This window comes from Microbacterium shaanxiense, from assembly GCF_054779995.1.
Window position 1 is genome coordinate 144,553 of record NZ_BAAGXE010000005.1, and the last position, 24,922, is coordinate 169,474.

Genomic DNA, 24,922 nt, shown 5'->3' on the forward strand with positions numbered 1-24,922 from the left:
TCAGACTCCAGGGATCAGGGCGTGCGCGATCGCGAAGATCGCCAGGCCGGCGAGTGCGCCGACCACGGTGCCGTTCAGACGGATGTACTGCAGATCGCGTCCGACCATCAGCTCGATCTTCTCGGTCGTCTCGGCGGGATCCCACCGCTCCACCGTGTCGGTGATGATCGAGGCGATGTCGTGCCGGTAGCGATCGACGAGGAACACCGCGGCATCGGACACCCATGTGTCGACGCGGGTCTGCAGCGCGGCATCCGTCGTCATACGCTCCCCGACCTCCTGCAGTGCCTGTGCCGCGCGCAGCCGGAGTCCGCTCGAGGGGTCGGCGAGTGCTGTCAGCAGCCCGGCCTTGGCGGTGTTCCATGCTTCGGCGGCCAGAGCGCCCACGCGCGGACTGTCGAACAGCGACGCCTTGGCGTTCTCGAGCTTCGCGCGCGTGGCCGGATCGTTCTGCAGGTTGTCGGCGAGACGGGCCAGGTAGCCGTCGATCGCGAGGCGTGCCGGATGCTGCGGATCGTCCTGCACGGCGTGCACGAACTTGACCGCCTCGTGATACACGGTGTCGTCGACGAAGCGGTGCGCGAGTCGGGGCACCCAGGAGGGGAGGCGGCGCGAGACCAGACCGGTGAAGGACTCGGCGTTCGAGTCCAACCAGGTCGCGATGCTGTCGGCGGCGAGATCCACCGCGCCGTGATGGGCGTCGGCGTCGACGATCTTCTCGAGCCACACGCCCGCAGGAGGTCCCCATTCCGGTTGCACCAGGTGCTCGCGGGCGAGATCGGTGATGAGGTCGCGCACGTCGTCGTCGCTGAGCGCGTTCAGCACGGCGGTGGCGATCGTCGCGCCCTCGGCGGCGACGCGTTCGGCATGAGGCTTCTGCTGCAGCCACTCGCCCGCGCGCCTGGCGATCGCCGTCGTGGCGAGCTTGGTGCGCACGACATCGGCCGCGAGGAAGTTCGTCTCGACGAACTCGCCGAGTGTGCGACCGATCTCGTCTTTGCGATTGGGGATGATCGCCGTGTGCGGGATGGGCAGGCCGAGGGGGCGCCGGAACAGCGCGGTGACGGCGAACCAGTCGGCGAGCGCGCCGACCATGCCGCCCTCGGCGGCCGCACGCACATAGCCGAGCCAGCCCAGGCGCTCCTGGAACGCGAAGGCGAAGACGAACACGACCGCCATGAACACGAGCGCGCCGATCGCGATCGCCTTCATACGGCGAAGGGCCCGCAGACGCTCCTGGTCGGCGGGGGACAGCAGGGCCATGGGAGTGCGCAGCATGTGTGTCATCCTCGCACGCGCGAGCCGCGCATCGCCCGACCGGGGTAGCCTCGAATCGTGATCGAAGACATCAAGAAGCGTGCTCTGCACCGCACCAGCATCCTCGAAGGTCAGCTGCGCGGGGTCGCCAGGATGATCGAGAACGAGGAGTACTGCATGGACATCATCACGCAGTCCCGTGCGATCCAGAAGTCCCTGGAGTCCCTCAACCGCCTGCTGCTCGAGAACCACCTGCGAACACATGTGACCCACATGTTCGAAGAAGGCGGCGAAGAGCGCGAGCAGGCGGTCGGAGAGCTGCTGAAGGCATTCGAGTTCGACCGGAAGTAGACCGCCGCTAGCCCTCGAGCGGACCGAGCAGTGCGCTCGCCGCGGTCGAGTGCGCCGACTCGGGATCAGACGGGTGGAACATTCCCGCCAGCACATCGCGATACAGCCGCGAGAGCTCGTTGGAGGAGAAGTACGAGCCGCCACCGGCGGTGAGGATCGCCTGATCGACGACGTGCTTCGCCATCACGACCGCCCGGTGCTTGGCGCCGGACAGCAGCGTGAACCAGCGGGCGCCGTTGTCGGCCTGCTCGTCGACGTCGCGCGCGAGGGCGGCGATCTGCGGGGGGAGCGCGTCGTACACGAGGCTCATCTCCGCGATGCGCCACCGGATGTCGGGATCCTGGGCGTACGTCAGCCCGGTCTTCTTCGAGGTGCGCTTCTGCACGGTCTCCACCGCGAGATCCAATGCACGGCGGGCGATGCCCGTGTACACCGATGCGAGCAGCAGTTCGAAGACGCTGAAGATGCCGAAGATGATCGGGTCGGGGCTCGGACCAGGATCGATACGCCGTACCACGTGCTCTGCCGAAGCGCGTGCGCCGTCCAGCCGGGTGGTGCGGCTCTGCGTCGCGCGCATGCCGAGGGTGTCCCAGTCGTCGCTCGTCATGACGGCGTCGGTACGGTCGATGAACGCGAACACCAGCTTCGGTGCGTCGCTACTCGTGGTGTCGAGTCCGTGCAGGCCCAGCTTGGTCCACACCGGGGCGAGCGAGGTGAAGATCTTCGTCCCGGTGAACGCGTAACCGCCGTCCTCCTGCGGTACCGCGGCCGTGTCGCTGCCGAACAGCACCAGGTCGTTGCCGCCCTCGCCGATCCCGAACGCGAAGACCTCGCCGCGGACAGCGCCGTCCTGCACGAACTCCATGCCGGGCACTCCACGGTCGCTGAACACCTTCGCCACGCCGGTCCACACCAGGTGCATGTTGATCGCGAGAGCCGTGGCCGGCGCCGCGGTCGCAAGACGCTGCTGCAGCACAGCGGCCTGCTCGAGGCTGAGACCCGCGCCGCCGCGCTCGAGAGGGACGAGGATCCTCAGGTATCCGGCATCCCGCAGATCGTCCAGATCCTGCTCGGGGAACGTGTTCTCCCTGTCATGGATCGGTGCGCGCTCGCGGATGCGCGCGAGCAGGTCGTCGGGCAGGAACTCTGCGGGGTCGAAGGTCATGACAGTGCCTCCAGCAATTGGCGGATGGTCTCATCTGGCTTGTCCCGGTGCGGGGAATGGCCGGCCCCCGCGACGATCGACATCGAGATCTTCTCGTTCGATGCGAGCACGGCGTCGGCGGTCTTGCCGGTGAACAGGCTGTACACCTCGGGGTCGGCGCCGATGATGTGCGTCCGGACGGCAAGGCGACCGGCATCCGCCCGCACGTCCCACGGCTGGTTCTGCGCGCTCGTCTGCTCGACCGCCCATCTGCTCCCTCGCGTGACGGCGTCGATCTTCAGCTCCAGGTCCTGCGGATGCCAGTGCGGATGCTCCTCCCGCACGACCTCGATCCGGTTGTCGGCGAACGCGCGCTCCTGGCTGCGACGCACGATCGAGGCGTCCTTCCCGTCGACGAGGACGGCCGGGTCGATGAGGACGAGCCTGCTCGCCCAGCGAGGATCGGATGCCGCGGCCACGGTGCTCGCTGCGCCACCGAGCGAATGCCCGATGACCGCATCCCATGCGCCGCCGCGGGCGGGGGCGAGGGGAGCGAGGTCGGCGGCATAGGCGCCCACGGTGTAGTCGAGCGTGCGCGGGGCGTCGCCGTGGCCGCGCAGGTCTATCGCGACGGCATGCCAACCGGCATCGGCGAGCGCGTCGCCCAACCGCCACATGAGTGCGCCGGAGGAGCCGAGACCGTGCACCAGCAGGGCGGTGCTGTCGGCGTCGGGATCGCCCCAGGAGAGCCGGGGGAGCTGGACGGGAGCAGGCATGCTCTCAGCCTACGAGTGATCAGTCGATGGGCGGCATGTCCGCGGCGATCGTGAGCACGCGCTCGGCCGCGATGTGCCCTGCCGACAGGCGCTCGGCGAGCGGCTTGCCCTCGAGCGTCGCCGCGAGGAACCCGCTCGCGAACGCGTCGCCGGCACCGACCGGCTCGACGACATCGACCACCGGCGCGGGGACGAAGACCGGGGCGGCATCACCGTGGAAGGCCGTGGCGCCCACGTCTCCGTCCTTCACGACGAGCAGGTCGCAGTCCGGTAGGAAGGCGCGGATCTCCTCCGCCGTCGACGTGCCCCAGATGCGCTCGGCCTCGTCGCGGCCGACCAGCGTGATGTCGGCGGCGTTCGCCAGCCGTGCCAGGGTGGCCGCGGCATCCTCCATCGACCACAGAGCGCGACGGTCGTTCACGTCGAACGAGACCAGCGCACCTGCGGCGCGTGCGTCGTCGAACAGCCGATCGACCATGTCGCGGGTGGACGGCGAGAGTGCGGGGGTGATGCCGGTGGTGTGCACGATCCGCACACCGGCGAGTCGCTCTGCGGACAGCATCCCCGGCGCCATGCGCGAGGCGGCGGAACCGCGTCGGTAGTAGTAGACGGATGAGCCCTCAGCGGCCGGATCCTTGAACATCACGCCGGTGGGGGCATCCTGGTCGAGCTCGACCCACAGTTCGATGCCGCGCCGGGTCAGCTCCGATGAGATGCGAACGCCGAGCGGATCGTCGCCGAGGCGGGACGCCCAGACCGCGCGGTGGCCGGCGGCGGCGAGACCGGCGGTCACGTTCGACTCGGCGCCGGCGAGACCGAGGGAGGCTTCGTGCGCGTCGGAGAGCGCAGCATCCGTCGGGGTGATCAATGCCATCGTCTCGCCGATGCACACGACCTCGGGTGCCTGATCGGAAGTGCGTGCGCCGGGAAGGGAAGGGATGCTCATGAAGGGGTGACCGCCACTGGTTCGGTGTCAGGGAAAGGACTGGGATCGCGATCGCGCAGATCGGGCAGAGCCCGGACGAAGATCACGGAGACCATCACACCGACGATAGCGAACAGCACCGCTGCGAGATACGCGCCCTGCGGCCCGCCGGTGCCGTCGACCAGGAATCCGGCGATGGCCGAACCCGCTGCGGCACCGATCAGCTGGCCTGTTCCTGCCCACCCGAACGCCTCGGCGGTCTCACTGAACTTCACGCTCGCGGTGGTGATGGCGAAGAGCACGGCGAGCGCGGGAGCGATGCCGAGTCCCGCGAGGAAGAGCGCGCCGCCCAGCCAATAGGCGTTGAGCATGACCATGGTGAGCGTCAGGCCCACCGTGACGATGATCAGGCGCCGGGCCATGGCCCACGGTCCGATCGGGATGTGCCCGAAGGACAGTCCGCCCACGAGGCTGCCGCACGCGAAGACGCCGAGCACGACGCCGGCCTCGAGGCTGCCGTGCTCGAAGGTGGCGACGACGCCGACCTCGACGGCCGAGCATGCACCGATCACGAGGAAGCCGATCAGCGTGGCGAGCGCCACAGGAGGCTTGAGGAGCACGCGACCCAGAGCCCGGCGGCTGCGCGGGATGCGCACGCGTCCCACCTCAGGGCTGAGGATGAACCAGCCGCAGCCGAGCACCAGGACGATCGCGACGAGGATGAGTCCCTCCGTCGTCCCGACCTGGGTGGAGACGAGGGTGATGACCACCGGCGCGAGGATCCAGATGATCTCCTGCAGAGAGGCGTCGAGAGAGAACAGCGGCGTCAGCTGCGAGGAGTTGACCAGCTTCGGGTAGATGGTGCGCACCGCCGATTGGATCGGCGGGGTCGACAGGCCCGCGATGAGTCCGAACGCCATGTACCCGGCGAGGTTCAGCGGCAGGAGGCCGAGGGCGAGTACCGCGAGGGTGCAGACCGCGGCGGTCAGGGTGAGCACCCTGCGCATGCCCCATGCGCCCATCCAGCGGCTCGTGACGGGCCCGGAGACGGCCTGGCCGACCGACGTCGCGGCGAGTACGAGGCCGGCGGCGCCGTACGACCCGGTCTGCTGCTCGACATGCAGCAGGATCGCCAGCGATGCCATGCCGCTGGGGAAGCGCGCCGTCAGCTGTGCGGCGATCATGCGCCCCACGCCAGGGGTGCGAAGAAGGTCCCGATATCCCGCCACGGCACAACGCTACCCGGGTCATGAGAGGTGTGGTGCGGGGTCGTCTTCACGACACGCCGCGACACGCCGAAGAGCGCTCTCCACAGGAAATCGGATGTCGGAACCCCCGGGTAGCGTGCGACCTGTGGATGGATCTCTGGCGGCGACCTGAGAACCGCGAGATCATGCGCTTCGCGACCCTCGAAAAGAGTTCGCGATCTGTGGATGAAACGGTGGACAACCTGTGTTGTATCAGTGGAGAGCGGTGGAAAACTACACGGATGTAACTACTAGCCCTTGTGGTCACCCGCAATGTCCGTACCTATATGTAGTATTGAACTCCCGGCGGGGGGTCTGCCGGAGAATTCTGATCTGAGGGGAAAACAAATGTCGATCACGGTCTACACCAAGCCTTCGTGCGTGCAGTGCAACGCGACGTATCGTGCGCTGGATGCCAAGGGCATCGAATACGAGATTCACGACCTCTCCGAAGACGCTTCGGCGCTCGAGCAGGTCAAGGCACTGGGCTACATGCAGGCGCCTGTCGTCGTCACCGACGAGGACCACTGGTCGGGTTTCCGTCCCGACAAGATCGACGCCCTCGCCTCCCGTCTGGCATAGGGCCTTCCACCGATCGCCGGAGCGAAAGGGGTGAGTCATGACAGCAGTCGCGACGACCGCGCCGCTCCTGGTCTACTTCTCCAGCACCTCGGGCAACACGGCCAGGTTCATCGAGAAGCTCGGACTGCCGGCGCGGCGTATTCCGCTGCATCGGGGTGACGGCGACCTCACGGTCGATGAGCCCTTCGTGCTCGTCACTCCCACATACGGCGGAGGCCAGGGGCGTGGTGAGGAGAAGGGCGCTGTACCCAAGCAGGTCATCCGGTTCCTCAACGACGAGCGAAACCGGCAGAACATCCGCGGAGTGATATCCGCAGGAAACACCAACTTCGGCGACTCCTTCGGGGCCGCCGGTGACATCATCAGCCGCAAGTGTCATGTGCCGCACTTGTACCGGTTCGAAGTATTCGGCACGCAGGACGACGTAGATCGCGTGAGCGACGGATTGGAACGATGGTGGGTACTGCAGTTGAAGAAGGCACTGTGACCGAGCAGGCCGCATTCAAGGCGAACGCAGCATACGAGGGCCTCGATTATCACGCTCTCAACGCGATGCTGAACCTCTACGACGCGGACGGCAAGATCCAGTTCGACGCCGACAAGCGTGCAGCGCGGGAGTACTTCCTGCAGCACGTGAACCAGAACACGGTGTTCTTCCACTCCCTCAAGGAGCGTCTCGACTACCTGGTCGAGAAGGAGTACTACGACGGCTCCCTGCTGGAGAAGTACTCGCACGAGTTCGTCCAGAAGCTCAACGACCTCGCCTACGACAAGAAGTTCCGCTTCGAGACGTTCCTCGGCGCGTTCAAGTACTACACCAGCTACACGCTGAAGACGTTCGACGGCAAGCGCTACCTCGAGCGCTTCGAGGACCGCGTCGTGATGACGGCGCTCGGACTCGCCGACGGCGATGAGGAGCTGGCCGTCAAGCTCGTCGAGGAGATCATCTCCGGTCGCTTCCAGCCGGCGACACCGACCTTCCTCAACGCGGGCAAGGCCCAGCGCGGTGAGCTCGTCAGCTGCTTCCTGCTGCGCATCGAAGACAACATGGAGTCGATCTCACGCGGCATCAACTCGTCGCTGCAGCTGAGCAAGCGCGGCGGCGGCGTCGCCCTGCTGCTCTCGAACATCCGCGAGGCCGGCGCACCGATCAAGCAGATCGAGAACCAGTCCAGCGGCATCATCCCCGTGATGAAGCTCCTCGAAGACAGCTTCAGCTACGCGAACCAGCTGGGTGCGCGTCAGGGCGCCGGAGCGGTCTACCTCAACGCGCACCACCCCGACATCATGCGCTTCCTCGACACGAAGCGTGAGAACGCCGACGAGAAGATCCGCATCAAGACCCTGTCGCTGGGTGTCGTCGTGCCCGACATCACCTTCGAACTCGCCAAGAACGGCGAGGACATGTACCTCTTCTCGCCGTACGACGTCGAGAAGGTCTACGGTGTGCCGTTCGGTGACATCTCGGTCACCGAGAAGTACCGCGAGATGGTCGACAACCCGCGCATCAAGAAGACCAAGATCAACGCGCGCGAGTTCTTCCAGACGATCGCCGAGATCCAGTTCGAGTCGGGCTACCCGTACATCATGTTCGAGGACACGGTGAACAAGGCGAACCCGATCAAGGGCCGCATCAACATGTCGAACCTCTGCAGCGAGATCCTGCAGGTGAACACGCCGACCACGTACAACGACGACCTGTCGTACGACCAGATCGGCAAGGACATCTCGTGCAACCTCGGCTCGATGAACATCGCCCTGGCGATGGATGCCGATGACCTGGGCATCACCGTCGAGACGGCGATCCGCGGACTGACCGCCGTCAGCAACCAGAGCCACATCGCCTCGGTGCGCTCGATCGAAGACGGCAACGACCGCTCGCACGCCATCGGCCTCGGCCAGATGAACCTGCACGGCTACCTCGCCCGCGAGCACGTGCACTACGGCTCGGAAGAGGGCCTCGACTTCACGAACATCTACTTCTACACCGTGCTGTTCCACGCGCTGCGCGCGTCGAACCTGCTCGCGATCGAGCGGAAGCAGGCGTTCGACGGCTTCGAGGACTCGACGTACGCGTCGGGGGAGTTCTTCGACAAGTACATCGACCGCGCATGGGTGCCCGAGACCGAGAAGGTCAAGGAGCTCTTCGCAGGCAAGCACATCCCTACGCAGGACGACTGGGCTGAGCTCAAGGCATCCATCCAGAAGCACGGCATCTACAACCAGAACCTGCAGGCTGTGCCGCCGACCGGCTCGATCTCCTACATCAACAACTCGACGAGCTCGATCCACCCGATCGCGTCGAAGATCGAGATCCGCAAGGAAGGCAAGCTCGGTCGCGTCTACTACCCGGCGCCGTTCATGACGAACGACAACCTCGAGTACTACCAGGACGCATACGAGATCGGCTACGAGAAGGTCATCGACACGTACGCCGCCGCCACGCAGCACGTCGACCAGGGTCTGTCGCTGACGCTGTTCTTCAAGGACACCGCGTCAACGCGCGACATCAACAAGGCGCAGATCTACGCATGGCGCAAGGGCATCAAGACGATCTACTACATCCGCCTCCGCCAGCTCGCGCTCGAGGGCACCGACATGTCCGAGTGCGTCAGCTGCATGCTCTGACCCTTCACAGGCTCAGGGACGAAAAGGAAACAAGGGATATGACACCCGAATCGCTCAAGTTGGTCGAGCACGTACAGGCGATCAACTGGAACCGCATCCAGGACGACAAGGACCTCGAGGTCTGGAACCGTCTGGTGAACAACTTCTGGCTGCCCGAGAAGGTGCCGCTGTCGAACGACGTGCAGTCGTGGAACACGCTGACGCCCGACGAGCAGCTGCTCACGATGCGCGTCTTCACCGGCCTCACGCTGCTCGACACGATCCAGGGCACGGTCGGCGCAGTGTCGCTGATTCCTGACGCGATCACCCCGCACGAGGAGGCGGTGTACACCAACATCGCCTTCATGGAGTCGGTGCACGCCAAGAGCTACTCCTCGATCTTCTCGACGCTCGCGTCGACGAAGGAGATCGACGAGGCGTTCCGGTGGTCCACTGAGAATGCGAACCTTCAGAAGAAGGCGCAGATCATCATGGACTACTACCAGGGCGATGACCCGCTCAAGCGCAAGGTCGCCTCGACCCTGCTCGAGTCGTTCCTGTTCTACTCGGGCTTCTACCTGCCGATCTACTGGTCGTCCAAGGCGAAGCTCACGAACACGGCCGACCTGATCCGCCTCATCATCCGTGACGAGGCCGTGCACGGGTACTACATCGGTTACAAGTACCAGAAGGGCCTCGAGAAGGAGACCCAGGAGCGCCGAGACGAGTTGAAGGACTACACCTTCAACCTGCTCTTCGAGCTCTACGACAACGAGGTGCAGTACACGCAGGACCTCTACGACGGCGTCGGCCTGACCGAGGACGTCAAGAAGTTCCTGCACTACAACGCCAACAAGGCGCTGATGAACCTCGGCTACGAGCCGATGTTCCCGTCCACCGTGACGAACGTGAACCCGGCGATTCTCTCAGCGCTCTCGCCGAACGCCGACGAGAACCACGACTTCTTCTCCGGCTCCGGTTCGTCGTACGTGATCGGCAAGGCCGAGGCCACCGAGGATGAGGACTGGGACTTCTGAGCGTAAGTCTCTGAGGCCCCGGCGAAACAGCTGGTCAGAGGCCCGGCCCCGCGAAATCTCGCGGGTTCGGGCCTCTTTCGTGCCCTCTTCGAAATGACAGAGGAGGACAGAGATGACCGGGAATACCCGTTCGGTGGGGCACGCGGGTGGCACGAGCACACCTCCCTCATGGACGCGAGAGGATTCGGCACCCGTAATTTCGGGTTGCCGTGCGGACGAGTGCGCGCCACTGCGTGCCACAGGTGACCCACGAAATCCCTCACGATCCCCGGAAACATGCGGATCCTGGGTATCGAGTGGCACGAAGTGGCACGACGGTCCACGCTCGTCCATTCGAGTCCACGGGAGGGCACGATGATTGCATCGAAGCGAGAGTCGTGGGGCGGCCTGCGCAAGCTCCCTTCTGGCCGCTGGCAAGCGCGCTATCCCTGACCCGACGTAGAGACGTAGACGGCTCGGACCGAGGGCGACAAAGCGCTGACGTTCCTCACGAAGACGGACGCGCGGACATGGTGTGCCGCCGTGCACGCGAAGATCTCGCTCGGCCAGTGGAATCCGCCAGCGGCCGTAGCGGCATAGAATCGCGCCGAAGCCGCTGCTGAGAAAGCGCGGTCGATGGGGTTCGAGGAGTACTCGGAGCGATGGGTGCAGATGATTAAGGCAGAGCGCAATCGCAGCGGCAAGATTCGGGCAATCGCAACCGTCCGCTCGTATCAGAGCAAGGTCAGCGTTTACCTCATTCCGGAGTTCGGTGACACTCCGGTGAGGGAGATCGACGTGGACCGCATCCGAGCGATGACGCAGCGACTCGACCGGATCCCTGCGCCATTGAATCCGAGGTGCTGATCGTGCTCATGATGATCTTGCGCCGGGCGGCCTGCGACGGGATCATCCCTGCGGCACCGAGCGTCTCCATTTCGCGTCAGGAGTCGGTGCGTCACCGCTGGTGGAGAGCGCACCACCGGCACCGGCTCCGCCCACGATCACGGCCAGGATGGTGACCAGATCGTTCGGGTCGACCGCGGCTACGGCGAACAGGACGGCCGCCAGTGCCAGCCCGGCACGGGCCACCGCGATGCGACGCGACCCCTCGGCGAGGCGGGTGGTCGAGACCCACGCTACCGCGGTGGCGAGCAGGCATCCGGTCATCACCGCCCCCGCCTCGGTGACACCGAGTCCCACCGACTGCTCGAGCGCGATGACCATGAACGGGAGCAGATTGGCCGTGAGCAGTCCCAGGACGGACAGCCCGAAGTCGAGACCGCTCGTCTGCTGTTCAGCGGCAGACGCGCGGCGTGGTCAGTCGGAGCCATGGTGACCTCATTCCCCGGCATCGTCGCCGGGATGATCGTGAAGGGACGGGATGCTCAGCCCGCGGCGGGCAGAGTGGGCTGCTGCTGGGTGATGCAATGGATGCCGCCGCCACGGTCGAAGAGCGGACGGGCATCGACCGTGGTGACCGTGCGGCCGGGGTAGGACTCGCTCAGGATGGCGCGGGCGCGGGCGTCGGCCACGTCGTCGCCGAAGCCGCACGCGATCACGCCGCCGTTGACGACGAGGTGGTTCACGTAACTCCAGTCGACGAATCCGTGGTCATCGCGCAGCGTCGACGGTGCCGGCAGTGCCGTGATCTCGACCGTGCGTCCGAGTGCCGAGAACTGCGACTCCAACTCGCCGCGCAGGACCTTCATCACCTGCGCGTCCGGATGCGCGACGTCGAGCTGGTCGTGCAGCAGCACCCGATCCGGAGCGGTGAACGTGGCCACGATGTCGACATGCCCGTTGGTGCCGAGGTCGTCATAGTCGCGCGTCAGCCCCTGCGAGAGCCAGATCGCCTGATCGGCGCCGATCGTGCGCGCCATCTCCGCCTCGACGCGCGCGCGGTCGGCGAGCGGATTGCGGCGGGGGTCGAGCTGGACCGTCTCCGTCAGAAGCACGGTGCCGGCGCCGTCGACGTGCAGTCCGCCGCCCTCGGCGACCAGGAGGGACGAGACGACCTCCGCGCCGATCGCCTCGCCGACGGTGCGGGCGATCTGCGCGGACTTCTGCCACTCGGCCCACGCCGGGGCTCCCCAGCCGTTGAAGATCCAGTCGACCGCCCCGAGCACGTCGGGCCGGTCGTCGTCGACGACGAAGGTGGGGCCCATGTCGCGCATCCAGAACTCGTCGACCGGTGCCTCGAGGATCTCGATCGAGGAATCGAGCATGCGCCGTGCATGGGCGATCTCGGTCGGATCGACCACCATCGTCACGGGCTCGAACTCGATGATGGCGTGGGCGACGGCCGTCCAGGCCGCGTAGCCCTCTTCACGCGCCGCGGCGGTGTCGCCGAGCGTGAAGCCCTCGCGAGGGAAGGCCATCCAGGTTCGGGTGTGTTCTGCGGTCTCTGCCGGCATGCGCCACATGGTCGTTCCTATCTCGGGGGTGTCTGTCGGGAGTGCGAAGCGAAGGGGAGGTCACCAACCGGTCGCGAGGACGTGCGCGACGGCATCGGCGAAGTAGTCGACCGACTCGCGGGTGACGCATAGCGGCGGCTTGATCTTGAAGACGTTGAGATGATCGCCGGTCGGCTGCATGATCACCCCTCGTTCCCGCAGTCGGTCGCAGATCGCGGCCGTGTCGCGGGTCGCCGGCTCGAGGGTCTCGCGGTCGAGGATGAATTCGAGCCCCAGGTAGAGTCCCGATCCGTGGACGGCGCCGATGATCGGATGCTTGGAGGCGAGCGCCTCGAGGCGCGAGCGCAGGTGAGCGCCGACCTGTCGTGCATTCTCCTGCAGGTTCTCGTCGCGGATGATGTCGAGCACCGTCAGGCCGACCACGGACGACAACGGAGAGCCGCCGGTGGAGGAGAAGAAGTAGCCCTGTGTGCGGTAGCGGTCGGCGATCTCTCGACGGGTGATGACCGCGCCGAGGGGCTGACCGGCGCCGATGGACTTCGCGACAGCGACGATGTCGGGAACGGCGTCCTGCTGCTGGAAGCCCCAGAACCACTCTCCGAGTCGCCCGAATCCCACCTGCACCTCGTCGGCAATCGCGATCCCGCCCTGACGGCGGACCGCGGCGTACACCTCGCGCAGATAGCCGTCGGGCAGAGCTACGCCTCCGGCGTTGCCGAAGTACGACTCGCAGATGAAGCCGGCGGCGGGCGTCCCGGAATCTGCGAGCCCGTCGATGACCTGCACCGCCTCGGGGGCGTAGTTCACCGCGTCGGCGCCGCGGTGTGTTCCGCGATACGGATTGGCCGCCGCGACGGTGTGCACCCATTCCGGGCGTGAGTCTACGGCTGCGGGGTTGTCGGCCACCGAGGTGGAGACCGCATCGCTGGCGAAGGTCCACCCGTGGTACGCCTCGCGCATGGAGACCACGTCCTGTCGGCCGGTCGACGCCTGGGCGAGGCGGATGGCGAGGTCGACTGCTTCGGAGCCCGAGTTCACGAAGAACACGGTGTCGAGCTCATCCGGAAGGGTCGCGGCGATTCGTTCGGCGTACTCGGTGATCGCCCGGTAGTGGAATCGGGAGTTCGTGTTGAGCAGACGCAGCTGCCGGTGCGCTGCCTCGGCAATGCGGGGGTGGGCGTGGCCCACCGACGCGATGTTGTTGACCATGTCGAGGTACACGCGGCCGTCGATGTCGATGAGGTACTCGCGCCATCCCCGCTCGATCTGGGGCGGGTGCGCGTAGTAGTGCTCCTGGACCTCGGCGAGCACGGCCTCGCGGCGGCCGAGCACGTCCTCGCCGTCCGCGTCGGCCGCGGCCGGAGGAGTGAGGCCGAACGCCGCGGCAGGGTCGCCGAGAACGGTTCTCCAGCCCGCCGCCATCTCGGCGGTGACGCGCTCGGGCGCCGCCACGACATCGGCCCCCAGCCGCTGCACGAAGAGGCGCGTGCGAGCGGGAAGGACCCGGTCGTCGCCTGAGGAGGGAAGTCCGGAGATCGTGAGGGTCTCGCCGCCGTCGGACACGGCGATCGTGCCCGGTCGGATCGTCGTCGTGTCGTCGATCCGGGAGATAGGCGTCGGCTGCGCGAGCCAGACGGTGACACCGGTGGGGATCGTCGCAGGCGCTTCGGGCGTGCGCGCGGGCGCCTCGGTGAGCACGGCCTGCCACGCCGGAAGGAAGACCGCGTCGGCCCCGTCGTCCAGCGACGCCAGTGCCGCGTCGTCGAGAGCGCCGTGCGCCGACCAGCGTCCCTCGTCGTTCAGGGGGGAGAGCGTCCCGGCGTCGAGCGCGGTCACCCGATCGAACGTGGCGAGCGGGGCGCCGGTCCAGACCTCGTCGTGCGCATCCCGGTGGCCCAGCGAATCCAGGATCACGGCGTTCATCACTCGTGACGGCACCGATGCTGAGACCTGGAGAATGAGCATCTCGCGCTCCAGAGCGTCGCCCGCATAGGAGTTCGCGTCGTCGAGGCGCACCTGCTGACGGCCGCTGAGTGCGAGCACGGCGCCTCGCAGCACGACGAGAGGCCACAGCGCGGTGAGTTCGCTCGCGTCGAGGGGCCGGCGCTCGTGGAACGCCCTGATCGCGGGGAGTGCCGTCGCGGGGGTCGCACCCTCATGGTGCAGGAGCGACGACACGGTCGTCGCGATCTCGCCCACGCGCCAGGAGCGGACCACGTCGCCGAAGTCGATCACTGCGTCGGGCAGGGGATCGTCCTCTCGGTGCAGCACGTTGTCGTCGGTGATGTCGTAGTGCCCAACCTGGGTCGGCAGCGACTCCGCGACCGGTAGGAGGGTGCGCAGCGCGTCATGTGCGGCGGCGCGGACGAACTCGCGCACGGCGGCATCCGGTTCGAGCGGGAGGAGCGTGTCGATCACCCGGCCAGCGTGCCGGAGGTCCCACTGCAGCACGCGTCCACTCGCGGGATGGTCGAAATCGGCCAATGCGAGACTGACGCGGGCCGACAGCTCACCCATGCGGCTGACCACGGCGGGGGAGAGGTAGCGCGACCCCATCAGGGTGCGACCCGAGAGGTTCTCGATCACCCGCGCATGGATCCGTCCCTGCGATGTGTTCCACCACGACGACAGGGGGCCTCGGGGACCCAGGACCACGCGAGGCACGCGGAGTCCGGACTCACGGTCGCCGACGGTCGCGGCCGCCGCGTCCTGCATTTCGATCTCGGGCTCGCTGAAGACCGGATTGCTCAGCTTGAGGACGCCGAGGGGCTCGGACGAGTCGCGCGGGAAGACGCGGAAGTTCTGGTCCTGCTGGCTGCCGAGCGACGTCAGATCCACCTCGATGCCGAAGGTGTCGGCGAAGAGACGCCGGACCTCGGCGTCGTCGAGGGTCGGCGAGGGCAGTTCGACGTGCTCGAAATAGTCGAAAAACTCGTGCGACATGGTCTCTCTTCTCGCTTCTCTGCGACGGCCGGGTCAGGTGCTCGCGACGTCGGCTATGTCAGGTGTCAGAACGGGGTGGCGGTCGTCGTGGCGGTGTGGCCGGCCGCGGCGCCGTCGGCGTCTCGGACGACGACGACGACGAGCGGGCCGTACCCGGGACGCCACTCGCTGTGGCGCGGTTCGTAGGCGTCTGCGGGCACGACCAGCTCACCCGTGATCCGTTCGCCGTCCGTCGTCGTCGGCACGGGGATGCCGTCGACCGAGGCGGCGCAATCGTCGAGGGTCCCGCCGGTGACGGTCGCCGTGAAGCGGACGAGCCCGTCGCCGCCCGCAGTCGCGTCGAGGGTCACGGTGTCGATCTGCACCGTGATCGAGCCGTCGGCCGTCGGGACCGCTGTGTCGAACAGGGCCTCTGTGGCCAGCGCCGGTGTGCGCACGGGGGCCTCTCGGCGCACGCGCAACGCCTCGACCGCCGAGGCCATCTGCAGCAGTCGCACGTCATCATGACCGCGCCCGGCGATGGTCACCCCCACCGGCATCCGAGTGTCGGACATGATGCCCATGGGCACCGTGAAAGTCGGGATCCCCAGATGGCGCGGCACCAGATTGCCGTTCGACACCCAGACACCGTTACGCCAGGCGATGTCCGCGGAACGCGGATTCATATCGGCATCGGCGGGGCCGACGTCGGCCGCGGTGGGGAAGATCACCGCGTCGAGGTTCTCGGCATTCATCCACTCCTCGAGGTCCACACGGCGGGCGTGCTCCAGGCCGCGCAGCCCGGCCTCCAGGCCCGGGATCCGCGTCCAGTCGGGCTCGCGCTCCGCGGCCACCGCCACATAGTCGCCGATGTCGTAGGCGATGTCGAAGGGAAGGATGCCGTAGCGGTCCTGCAGGGCTCCGCGCGGGTGGGGGAAGATCTGAGAGGCCTGTGCATCAGCGAGCCGCTCCAGAGCGGGGTCGCCGTTGTGGCGCAGGAACGTGTCCATCGCCCAGATCGCAAGCGCCCCGACCTCGTCCTGCAGGAACTGGGCGGTGACGAACCCGCGCTCTACGAGGTCGCGGTCCTGTGCGTGCAGCTTCTCGTAATTGTCGACCGCGGGAAACGCCGTCTCGACTACCTCGGCGCCGGCGGATTCGAGATCGTCTCGCAGTCGAGCCCACAGGGCCATCACGCTCTCGCGAGTCTCGATCGGAAAAGCCGAGGCGTCGTCGCCGTTGATGTAGATCCGAGGAACCGCGAAGCGGAGGCCGGCGAGGGAAAGGTCGTCCAGTTCGGCGAAGGACTCGGGACGCAGCGTGGACGGCTGCGGAAGGGGGATCCACGGCTGCGTGCGCCACAGATCACCGTGCGTGTCGGCGTCATCGGCGACGACCGCGTCGAGCACGATCCTCATGTCGGCCACAGTGCGCGTGTGCGGCACGACGACGTCCATCGTGGGCACGAGCGGCCAGTTCCCGCGCACCGAGATGACGCCGCGAGACGGGGTGTAGGCGACGAGAGAGTTGTTCGACGCGGGCGCGCGGCCGGACGACCATGTCTCTTCGCCGAGACCGAACGCCGCAAGGCTCGCCGCGGTCGCCGTTCCGGAGCCGTTGGAGGATCCGGATCCGAAAGCCGACGTCAGGAAGTCGGCGTTGTACGGCGAATCCGCCCGACCGTAGACCCCACGCTGCATCCCGCCCGCCGCCATCGGAGGCATGTTGGTCAGGCCGAGGAAGACCGCTCCGGCTTCGCGCAGGCGGGCGACGGCGAAGGCGTCCTCCGACGCGACGAGGTCGGCGAAGGCGGGGGATCCGGATGCGACGGTGAGCCCCGAAACGGCATAACTGTCCTTCGCAGTGAACGGGATCCCGTCGAGCACGCCCCGGGACTCGCCCCGGGCCCGACGAATGTCGGACTCCCGCGCTTCGTCGAACGCGGCGGGGTTCAGGACAGGAACCGAATTCAGACGGATGCCCGAGCGGTCGTAGAAGGCGATGCGGTTGAGGTAGCGGGCGACGAGCTCGACGCTCGATACGATCCCGGCCTCGAGGGCGGCGTGCAGCTGCGCGATGTCGGCTTCGACGACCGTGAATGTCGAGTGGTCCATGATTCTCTCTCCGCTGGCGCCGTGAGCGCTCTCTGCACCGCCGGACGGGCGCGGCGAGATAAAACATACAGCGTTTGTTTCTTGAGCACCAGACTTTTCACGGCGTAGGCTGGGGCGGCCGAAGGAGACTCTCATCGCACGACCGTCGAAGCCCCTGTTGAACCGCGACCTCATCGCTCGCACCGCCCTCGAGCTCATCGATCGGGACGGGGTGACGGGTGCGAGCATCCGTCGCGTGGCGGCGAAGCTGGGCGTGAATCCCGCCTCGCTCTACAATCACGTGCCAGATCGTGCAGCGATGATCGAAGACGTGCGGGCGCTCGTGTCGGCGCTGATCGACTCCCGACCTCTTCGCGAACAGCCTTGGGAACAGGCGCTCTGGGCCTGGGCCACTTCGTACCGGCGCGCATTCGCGCATCACTCGGGGACGATTCCTCTGCTCATGACGACGAAGGCCTCGGCTCCGGTTCTGCTGGCGGAGTACGAGGACTTCGCGGTCGCGGCCGAGGAGGCGGGCTGGGGGAGTGGGGATGTCCTCCCGCTGCTCACGGCTTTCGAGTCTTTCATCCTGGGCAGCGTCCTCGACATGTCGGGACCTTCGGTAGTCTTCGATCCGACCGGCCAAGAAGAAGAATTCCCGCGCTTCGCCGCGGCCTTCGCGACGCTGGAGCATGAGGATCCCGACGATCCCGTCGCAACGCGCGCCTTCGAGATGGGCCTGCGCATGCTGATCGCTTCCGCTCGCCCCGATGCCCGCTCGACGCCGCGGGCGCAGGGCACCGTCACATTCGCCTCACGTCATTCGGGCTAGTCAACAATCGGCGCTGGTAAAGGTCATGGCTGTCAACGACGCCGCATCTTTCGCACGATCAGCTGCACCGTGTTCGCGGCGATCAGCACCGAGAATGCGATATTGGACCAGAGCGGTGTGATCGTCGTGGCAGTGAGCAGACCGGGTGGCGATGCGAGGCACGCGGTGACTCCCATGAACAGTCCGCCGCGCAGGTCGACGTTCTTGCGGCGCGTGTTGCCCAGCGTGGCCGACAGCGGCCAGGGGATCACCGTGCAGAGCGAAGTCCACTTCGCGATCAGGTCGCTGGCATCGAAGAAGAACATCAGCGCCGGAATCACGATGACGCCGCCGCCGACGCCCAGCACTCCCGAGAGAATGCCGGTGACGATGCCGGCCGCGACCAGTGCGGATCATGTGCACGTTGAGGAACTCGAGCGGTACAGCCGGGCGATGCGCGGCCACGCGGAGTACGTCGCGTCTCTCGACGAACACAGCGACATTAACTCGCAGATCTCGGACCGGAAACCGAGGCACCGCAGCTGAAGGAGAAGTGCTCTTGCCATTCCCGCATCTCACGAAGCAGCGGGTTGTCCTGCCACGCACGCATCTGCTGCTGGAGCTCAGTCTGCTGATCTTGCCACTCGCGCCTCTGGCGCTCGAGAGGCCTCTCGCGTGCCTCCCGCTCCCGCAACGCCTGCGCATACGAACTCTCTTGATACATCAACAGTCCGCGTCGGCGTCGTTCTGTCTTCTCTTGCCATTCGTCGAGCGCTGCACGCGAAACATCCGGTAGCTGCTCCTTCATAGCCAACAGGACGTCGAGAACTACTCCTGGCAACGATTCGACGCGCCCGACCAGATCGATGGTCGCCGGATCCGCGGCCTTGAAATCTGAAATCATCCTCTCGGCCTGCTGATGCAGACCGTGCAGTAGGTCAGCCAGCCGATCACGGTCAGAAAGACCACTCCCGTTATCCGTTGTCATATCGAGTCAGTAGCTCGGGATTCATGCTGAATGCGACCATGACTGAGACAGTAGCCGTCTCCTCGCCAGGTAGCGGCGCCATCCGGTGGACACAGGGGAGTGGGGCGGATAACGGTTACTCCACGGGGCCGGACCCGGCAACCCCAGACTCCCCGTGGGCACTCTTCGCGGCGCGCTCATCTTCATGTCGCAGGGCCACGAGGTCTCGCGTAGCCAGGAAGCCCGCGTAGGTCTTCTCAGACTCGCCGCCTCCACCACGTGAGGCGTCGGCTGCCAGATCACCTCCCATGCGGAGCAGTGCGGTGAACTGCGCATAGTTGTCCCGCCCCTCGTACTCCGCATAGACGGTCACATCGGGGATAGTCTCGAGTACCTGCAGCGCCTTCTCGCGTAGGTCGGTCGGTCCACCCAACGCAACAGCCTAGGTCCGCGGCGAGTAAACTTGGGGGAGTGCTCCTGGTCCACGACTGCGGCGAGAGCGGTAGACAGCCGCGAGTGGCTCGTAGAAGGCACGAATAGTCAGCAGCATCGCAGAAACCCGCGTGTTTACGCACCTCCCAGCCTCCGCCGGCAACAACTGGGACTTCTGAGAGTAAGTCTCTGAGGCCCCGGCGAAACGGCCGGGTCTCTTTCGTGCCCTCACTGAGGCTGGAGCTCGAGCGTCATCGGGATGTGCGGGATGCCGTCTTCCTCATACGGACTGCCGGAGCGGAGGAAACCGAACCGCCCGTACCAGTGCTCGAGGTGGGTCTGCGCGTCGAGGGCGATGGGAAGACCGGGCGATCGCTCCCGGCATCGCGCGATCGCAGCCCGCATGAGTTCGGCGGCGTATCCGCGTCCGCGGGCCGACTCAGCGGTGGCCACTCGCCCGATCCGCATCGCGGCGTCGTCTCGGAGGATTCGGAGGGTTGCCACGACTGCGCCGGCCTCCTCGCACCAGAGAAGCTCAGTACCGGGTTCGATGTCGCGCCCGTCCACTTCTGCGTAGGCAGCCTTCTGTTCGACGACGAAGACGCTCACGCGCAGCCAGAGGATCCGGTAGAGGGTGAGGGGATCGATCTCGGACACGGCGGCGCGGCGGAATTCAGGCACCTGCCGACCGTATCGCGCCGGCGCGGGCGCGCAGCGCGTAGGCTCCTTGAAATGGGCAGACGAGGACAGCGCGCGAGCAGCAATCGACTGATCAACGCGCGCAGCGTCGCGCGTTGGACCCTCGCCACCGCCCTCACGGCGACCGGCGTCGGGCACCTCACCTGGGGCAGACGCGGCTTCCGCATCACCGTGCCCGACTGGGCGACCCGACTGCTGCGCATGGACAAGGACGCGATCGTGGTCGCGTCAGGGGTCGTGGAGCTCGCGCTCGCGGGAGCGCTCGTCGCGCTTCCCAAGGAGCGCACGCGCGTCGGCTGGGCGGTGGCGGCGTTCTTCGTCGCTGTCCTCCCCGGCAACATTCATCAGTGGCGCACCGGACGCTCAGCGCCACTGCTCGACACCGACGGGCGGCGGCTCTTCCGACTGTTCCTGCAGCCGCTCCTCGTGCTCTGGGCGTTGTGGAGCACAGGCGCGCCGTCCGGACGCCGCTGACATCCGAAGACCCGCGCGATACGGTGTGGTCATGAAGACCGTGCCGTTCGCCACCGCCACCGCTCCTGCCGTCATCGCGGGGATGATGCGCATCAAGGACAAGGACGACGCGCAGATCCGCGAGCTCTACGGCTCTGCCCGCGAATCAGGGATCGACTTCTTCGACCATGCCGACATCTACGGTGGCCGGATGCACGCCTGCGAAGAGCGCTTCGCCGAGGCTCTCACTCTGTCGCCGGCGGAACGCGATGAGATCACGATCCAGACCAAGTGCGGGATCGTCCCCCAAGACGGCACGTTCGACTTCTCCTACGCGCACATCCTGCGTCAGGTCGACGGGTCGCTGCGGGCGCTGGACACCGACCGGATCGACGTGCTCCTGTTGCATCGCCCCGACGCCCTCGTCGAGCCGGAGGAAGTGGCTCGTGCCTTCGATGAACTCGAGGCATCGGGGAAGGTGCGCGCCTTCGGCGTCTCCAACCACACCCCTCGTCAGATCGACCTGCTGCGCACTGCTGTGACGCAGCCGCTTGTCGCCAACCAGCTGCAGCTCTCGCTGACCCAGGCGCCGATCATCGCACAGGGCATCGCCGCGAACATGGGCGGCACCGATCAGTCCGTCACTCGGGACGGGGGAGGCGTCCTGGAGTACTGCCGCATCAACGGCATCACCGTCCAGGCCTGGTCACCGATGCAGGCGGCGACCGGAGCGGGCACGTTCGTCGGGAACCCGGACTACGCCGAGCTGAACGATGTCCTCGATCGGCTCGCCGATCTTCACGGCGTCACACCCACAGGCATCGCGGTCGCCTGGGTCACACGGCATCCCGCGAACATGCAGGTCGTGATGGGCACCACCACGCCGGAGCGCCTCGTGGCGGCAGCGGCAGGCTCCGATGTCGTGCTCACGCGCCCCGAGTGGTACGAACTGTTCCGCGCCGCCGGGCACATCGTCCCGTGAGACTCATCCCGGCCGCATCCAGCGCCACCGCCGCGGCGCGGTAGGCTGGGTACGGCAATCACAACAGGAGGCAGCCGTGATCATCAGCTTCATCGTCTACTTGGTGCTCTTCGTGGGCGGCATCGTGCTGATGGGCCTCTCGCACGGCCTTCCTGACTTCCAGGCGCTCGTCTTCTGCGCCGGGCTTGCCGCGTTCTGCCTCTCCATGGCATGGATCATGCGCGCCGGACGCAGCGGCGCCACCCGCCGCTCGAACAACTGGGATGGCGGCCCCTCGGCCTCCTGAGCGGGCTCAGGCCCTCTTCGCGAGCCGTGCCTCGAGGTTCGCCTTCACGGCCGGCCACTCCGGTTCGATGATGGAGAACTCCACGGAGTCGCGCAACGCGCCGTTGCGGTAGCGCGAGATCGCGCGCATCACGCCGTCCTGCTTGGCGCCGAGGCGTTCGATCGCCGCGCGGGATTGGAAGTTCACCCACTGCGTGGTCAACCCCACGCGGAACACGCCCAGCGTCTCGAACGCGTGCGTGAGCAGCAGCAGCTTCGACTCGGCGTTGGTGCCGGTGCCGTGGGCCGACGGCCGATTCCAGGTGTAGCCGATGTGCAGTCGCGGCACCTCGCCGACCAGGTCGTAGTACGTCGTCATCCCGATCACGCGACCGGATGCATCGACGGCGGTGAACGGCACCATCTCGCCCTTCTCTGCCAGCGCGAGCCGTCGGTCGATCTCGGCGGCCACCCCGTCAGGGGCGGGCACCGAGGTGTACCAGGCCGTCTGCCAGAGGTCCTTCTCCTGCACCGCCTCCACGAGGGCGTCGTGGTGCGAACGATCCAATGGCTGCAGTTCGACCAGTCGTCCGGTCAGGGTCACGGGGCCGGGCGTGGTGCGAAACTCCATGGCGACAGTCTATGAGCGACGGCTAGGGTGAAAGCATGCCGTTCCTCTCGATCCTCATCATCGCGCTGATGATCGGCGCTCTGATCGACGTGATCACGCGCGACGACTCGCAGGTGAAGTATCTGCCGAAGATGGTCTGGGTCATCATCGTCATCCTGCTGCCGCTCATCGGCAGCGCTCTCTGGTTCGCTCTCGGTCGCGAGTATTCCGGTGGCGGCATATCGATGCCGCGCATGCCGCAGCGTGCTTCGCGTCAGAGCGGTCAGGCGACGCCTCCGGCCCCGTCGTGGTCACCGCCTGCCGAGACCCGCACGACCGAGCAGCAGATCGCCGACCTCGACCGGGAGATCCAGGAGTGGGAGCTTCGCCAGCAGATCGAGGCGCGCAAGCGCGAGCACGGCGAACCGGACACGGCGTGACCGGGGTCCGGCGCGCCGTCCTCGGCGGGGGAAGCGGTGCGCTCGGCAGCGCACTCGCTCGCGCTCTCACAGCCGACGGATACGACGTGCGGGTGATCGGTCGCAACGGCCCCGACGCGCGGTGGGACGACCCCGACGGCATCCTGCGTCTCGTCGACGGTGCGGAGCTCGTGATCGGCCTCGCTGGAAAGTCGGTGAACGCCCGCTACACCGACGCGAACCGGGACGAGATCCTGCGCTCACGCGTCGACACCACCCGCGCCCTGAACGAGGCCATCGCGCGTGCCGAGCATCCGCCGCTCGTGTGGATGAACGCGAGCACGGCGACGCTGTACCGCTACGCCCTCGATCGTGCGCAGACCGAGCAGGACACCGACTTCGACACCGGATTCTCGCCCGATGTCGGACGCAACTGGGAAGCCGAGCTCTTCCGCGGCGACCTGCCAGGCACACGACGCATCGCGCTGCGCACCACGATCGTGCTCGGTGAAGGTCCGGTCGGCGACGTGCTCTTCCGCCTCGCCCGGTTCGGGATCGGCGGCGCGCAGCACGACGGATGGTGGTTACCTCACCGTCGCTATCGCGGAATCGGTCCGCATCCGACCGAACCCCGGCAGTCGGGCGTCCGCTCCCACGGGCGGCAGCGTTTCAGCTGGATCCACGTCGACGACTTCGTCGGAGCAGTGCGGTTCCTCCTCGAGCACCCCGAGATCGGCGGGCCGGTCAACATGGCGGCGCCCGGTGCGGTGGAGAACCGCGAGCTCATGGCCGCCCTGCGTCGCGCCGTCGGCATGCCGTTCGGGCTGCCGGCATGGCGCTTCATGCTCGAACCGGCGATGTGGGTGCTGCGCACCGAGTCCGAGCTCGTCCTCAAGAGCCGCTGGGTCGCACCGGGTGTGCTGACTGAGGCCGGCTACGAGTTCGCGCATCCCGAACTCGACGAAGCCCTCCGCGACATCCGCGGGCGGCGCGTCAACTGAGAGAGTCGCGGACCGCCGCTTCGAGCGCCGGGTGGGCGAACTCGAATCCGGCAGCCGACAGCGTCTCCGGCAGCACCCACCTGCTCTTGAGGATCAGCTCGGTCTCGGTACGGATGCCGATGGCACCGAGCTCCAGCATCCATCTGGGCATCGGCGGACCGAATCGCACGCCGAGAACGTCTCGCACGGTCGCCATGAACGTGGCGTTGTCCACGGGATGCGGGGCGGCGGCGTTGATCGGTCCCGCCAATCCCTGATGGTCTTCGACGAAGTCGATGATCCGACCGATGTCGTCGAGATGCACCCAGCTGAATCGCTGCGATCCGTGCAGGGCACCGGGGAAGTGCGCGGTCCCCGCCGCCCTGCGCGCCTTCGAGGCCGGCCACCAGCCGTCGTGCTGCGCGCCGCCCAACCCCATCCGGGCGAGTCGCTTCAGCGGGCCGAGCACCCCGCCATGGCCCAGCACTATCGTGCTTCGGAGCGCGACGCGGCGCGTCCGCGGCAGGACATCGGCGAACAGCGCCTTCTCCCACGCCTTCGCGACCTCGACCGAGAACCCGGTTCCGATCTCTCCGCTCGACTCCGTCATAGGACGATCTTCGGCGTGACGGTAGATCGTGGCGGTCGACGAGTTCACCCAGAGTCGCGGCGGGGATGCCGCTTTCTCGATCGCCGCGCTGAGCGACGCGGTCGTCTCCAGGCGGGAGCGGAAGATCTCGGCCCGGTTCTCCGGCGTGTAGCGGCAGTTCACGCTCTTGCCCGCCAGCCCGATCACGAGATCGGCGCCGTCCACCGCCCGAGCTATGCCGGCGTGATCGTCCCAACCGAGGTCAGCGCCGGAACGCGAGATCGTCACGACCTCTCGGCCCTCGGCGCGATACCTGGATTCGAGATGGCGTCCCATGAAGCCGGACGATCCGCCGATCACGACTCTGCCGGTGTTCATC

The 24,922-nt window shown here is 66.9% G+C and carries 25 protein-coding genes and 1 pseudogene; 11 read left to right on the forward strand and 15 right to left on the reverse strand.

Translation table 11 applies throughout. The features are described 5' to 3' along the window. The gene (locus ACYVG2_RS17050) at positions 1–1,278 is read right to left on the reverse strand and encodes a DUF445 domain-containing protein (RefSeq protein ID WP_460782076.1); all 1,278 of its coding nucleotides are present in this window, start codon (positions 1,276–1,278) and stop codon (positions 1–3) included. A 57-nt stretch (positions 1,279–1,335) separates the two neighbouring features. On the opposite strand from ACYVG2_RS17050, the gene ACYVG2_RS17055 reads away from it, so the two are divergent. Continuing rightward, complete coding sequence (locus tag ACYVG2_RS17055) at positions 1,336–1,608, forward strand: metal-sensitive transcriptional regulator (protein WP_448967533.1); 273 nt, start codon at positions 1,336–1,338, stop codon at positions 1,606–1,608. A gap of 7 nt (positions 1,609–1,615) precedes the next feature. Here the strand turns inward: ACYVG2_RS17055 and ACYVG2_RS17060 are convergent, their stop codons facing one another. Genes ACYVG2_RS17060 through ACYVG2_RS17075 form a run of 4 tightly spaced genes read right to left on the reverse strand, consistent with a single transcriptional unit; the run spans position 1,616 to position 5,682 of the window. Next, the gene (locus ACYVG2_RS17060; RefSeq protein WP_460782077.1) at positions 1,616–2,773 is read right to left on the reverse strand and encodes an acyl-CoA dehydrogenase family protein; all 1,158 of its coding nucleotides are present in this window, start codon (positions 2,771–2,773) and stop codon (positions 1,616–1,618) included. After that, a complete protein-coding gene (locus ACYVG2_RS17065) occupies positions 2,770–3,528 on the reverse strand; it encodes an alpha/beta fold hydrolase (protein WP_460782079.1) in 759 nt (252 codons plus the stop codon). The genes ACYVG2_RS17060 and ACYVG2_RS17065 overlap by 4 nt, the downstream gene beginning before the upstream one ends. A 19-nt stretch (positions 3,529–3,547) precedes the next feature. After that, complete coding sequence (locus tag ACYVG2_RS17070) at positions 3,548–4,474, reverse strand: sugar kinase (RefSeq protein WP_460782080.1); 927 nt, start codon at positions 4,472–4,474, stop codon at positions 3,548–3,550. Beyond that, entirely contained in the window at positions 4,471–5,682 is a 1,212-nt protein-coding gene (locus ACYVG2_RS17075; RefSeq protein WP_460782081.1) for an MFS transporter, read from the reverse strand. Before ACYVG2_RS17075 ends, ACYVG2_RS17070 begins: the two co-directional genes overlap by 4 nt. Before the next feature lie 366 nt (positions 5,683–6,048). On the opposite strand from ACYVG2_RS17075, the gene nrdH reads away from it, so the two are divergent. Genes nrdH through nrdF form a run of 4 tightly spaced genes read left to right on the forward strand, consistent with a single transcriptional unit; the run spans position 6,049 to position 9,926 of the window. Beyond that, positions 6,049–6,282, forward strand: coding sequence for a glutaredoxin-like protein NrdH (nrdH, locus tag ACYVG2_RS17080; protein ID WP_033106720.1), 234 nt, complete (start codon positions 6,049–6,051; stop codon positions 6,280–6,282). Positions 6,283–6,319: 37 nt separating this feature from the next. After that, positions 6,320–6,769, forward strand: coding sequence for a class Ib ribonucleoside-diphosphate reductase assembly flavoprotein NrdI (gene nrdI, locus ACYVG2_RS17085; protein ID WP_448967541.1), 450 nt, complete (start codon positions 6,320–6,322; stop codon positions 6,767–6,769). Further along, positions 6,736–8,910 (forward strand): class 1b ribonucleoside-diphosphate reductase subunit alpha, encoded by a 2,175-nt coding sequence (gene nrdE / locus ACYVG2_RS17090; RefSeq protein WP_448967542.1) that lies wholly within the window; start codon positions 6,736–6,738, stop codon positions 8,908–8,910. The genes nrdI and nrdE overlap by 34 nt, the downstream gene beginning before the upstream one ends. A gap of 38 nt (positions 8,911–8,948) precedes the next feature. After that, positions 8,949–9,926 (forward strand): class 1b ribonucleoside-diphosphate reductase subunit beta, encoded by a 978-nt coding sequence (nrdF, locus tag ACYVG2_RS17095; protein ID WP_448967543.1) that lies wholly within the window; start codon positions 8,949–8,951, stop codon positions 9,924–9,926. Positions 9,927–10,814: 888 nt separating this feature from the next. Here nrdF and ACYVG2_RS17100 read toward each other — a convergent pair. The 4 genes and pseudogenes from ACYVG2_RS17100 to ACYVG2_RS17115 form a co-directional block, all read right to left on the reverse strand. Then, positions 10,815–11,132: a hypothetical protein gene (locus ACYVG2_RS17100; RefSeq protein WP_460782082.1), complete on the reverse strand. Its 318-nt coding sequence runs from the start codon at positions 11,130–11,132 to the stop codon at positions 10,815–10,817. 161 nt (positions 11,133–11,293) lie between these two features. Continuing rightward, positions 11,294–12,322 (reverse strand): agmatine deiminase family protein, encoded by a 1,029-nt coding sequence (locus ACYVG2_RS17105; protein WP_460782083.1) that lies wholly within the window; start codon positions 12,320–12,322, stop codon positions 11,294–11,296. A gap of 60 nt (positions 12,323–12,382) precedes the next feature. Next, positions 12,383–15,265: an aminotransferase gene (locus ACYVG2_RS17110; protein ID WP_460782084.1), complete on the reverse strand. Its 2,883-nt coding sequence runs from the start codon at positions 15,263–15,265 to the stop codon at positions 12,383–12,385. Positions 15,266–15,684: 419 nt separating this feature from the next. Further along, positions 15,685–17,358, reverse strand: a pseudogene (locus tag ACYVG2_RS17115) (amidase); the annotation flags it as partial. A 157-nt stretch (positions 17,359–17,515) separates the two neighbouring features. Here ACYVG2_RS17115 and ACYVG2_RS17120 point away from each other — a divergent pair. Then, positions 17,516–18,169: a TetR/AcrR family transcriptional regulator gene (locus ACYVG2_RS17120; protein WP_460782085.1), complete on the forward strand. Its 654-nt coding sequence runs from the start codon at positions 17,516–17,518 to the stop codon at positions 18,167–18,169. A gap of 32 nt (positions 18,170–18,201) precedes the next feature. Here ACYVG2_RS17120 and ACYVG2_RS17125 read toward each other — a convergent pair whose 3' ends face one another. From ACYVG2_RS17125 to ACYVG2_RS17140, 4 genes are all read right to left on the reverse strand, one after another. Continuing rightward, positions 18,202–18,555, reverse strand: a complete 354-nt coding sequence (locus ACYVG2_RS17125; RefSeq protein ID WP_460782122.1) for a sulfite exporter TauE/SafE family protein — start codon at positions 18,553–18,555, stop codon at positions 18,202–18,204. Between the two features lie 95 nt (positions 18,556–18,650). Continuing rightward, positions 18,651–19,136 carry a hypothetical protein gene (locus ACYVG2_RS17130; protein ID WP_460782086.1) on the reverse strand — a complete coding sequence of 162 codons (486 nt, stop codon included), beginning with the start codon at positions 19,134–19,136 and terminating at the stop codon, positions 18,651–18,653. 115 nt (positions 19,137–19,251) lie between these two features. Beyond that, complete coding sequence (locus tag ACYVG2_RS17135) at positions 19,252–19,548, reverse strand: hypothetical protein (protein ID WP_460782088.1); 297 nt, start codon at positions 19,546–19,548, stop codon at positions 19,252–19,254. A 227-nt stretch (positions 19,549–19,775) separates the two neighbouring features. After that, complete coding sequence (locus ACYVG2_RS17140) at positions 19,776–20,228, reverse strand: GNAT family N-acetyltransferase (protein ID WP_460782089.1); 453 nt, start codon at positions 20,226–20,228, stop codon at positions 19,776–19,778. Between the two features lie 51 nt (positions 20,229–20,279). On the opposite strand from ACYVG2_RS17140, the gene ACYVG2_RS17145 reads away from it, so the two are divergent. From ACYVG2_RS17145 to ACYVG2_RS17155, 3 genes are all read left to right on the forward strand, one after another. Continuing rightward, positions 20,280–20,720, forward strand: a complete 441-nt coding sequence (locus tag ACYVG2_RS17145; RefSeq protein WP_460782090.1) for a DoxX family protein — start codon at positions 20,280–20,282, stop codon at positions 20,718–20,720. Between the two features lie 31 nt (positions 20,721–20,751). Further along, positions 20,752–21,681: an aldo/keto reductase gene (locus ACYVG2_RS17150; protein WP_460782091.1), complete on the forward strand. Its 930-nt coding sequence runs from the start codon at positions 20,752–20,754 to the stop codon at positions 21,679–21,681. 76 nt (positions 21,682–21,757) lie between these two features. Next, the gene (locus ACYVG2_RS17155) at positions 21,758–21,967 is read left to right on the forward strand and encodes a hypothetical protein (RefSeq protein ID WP_448967560.1); all 210 of its coding nucleotides are present in this window, start codon (positions 21,758–21,760) and stop codon (positions 21,965–21,967) included. Between the two features lie 6 nt (positions 21,968–21,973). Here the strand turns inward: ACYVG2_RS17155 and ACYVG2_RS17160 are convergent, their stop codons facing one another. Continuing rightward, a complete protein-coding gene (locus tag ACYVG2_RS17160; protein WP_460782092.1) occupies positions 21,974–22,576 on the reverse strand; it encodes a GNAT family N-acetyltransferase in 603 nt (200 codons plus the stop codon). Positions 22,577–22,611: 35 nt separating this feature from the next. Between ACYVG2_RS17160 and ACYVG2_RS17165 the strand changes: the two genes are divergently transcribed. Both ACYVG2_RS17165 and ACYVG2_RS17170 read left to right on the forward strand, forming a co-directional pair. Next, complete coding sequence (locus ACYVG2_RS17165) at positions 22,612–22,995, forward strand: PLD nuclease N-terminal domain-containing protein (protein ID WP_460782093.1); 384 nt, start codon at positions 22,612–22,614, stop codon at positions 22,993–22,995. Beyond that, positions 22,992–23,975: an epimerase gene (locus tag ACYVG2_RS17170; RefSeq protein WP_460782094.1), complete on the forward strand. Its 984-nt coding sequence runs from the start codon at positions 22,992–22,994 to the stop codon at positions 23,973–23,975. The genes ACYVG2_RS17165 and ACYVG2_RS17170 overlap by 4 nt, the downstream gene beginning before the upstream one ends. Here the strand turns inward: ACYVG2_RS17170 and ACYVG2_RS17175 are convergent. Beyond that, complete coding sequence (locus ACYVG2_RS17175) at positions 23,968–24,921, reverse strand: epimerase (protein ID WP_460782095.1); 954 nt, start codon at positions 24,919–24,921, stop codon at positions 23,968–23,970. The genes ACYVG2_RS17170 and ACYVG2_RS17175 overlap by 8 nt on opposite strands. Between the last annotated feature and the right edge of the window lies 1 nt (position 24,922).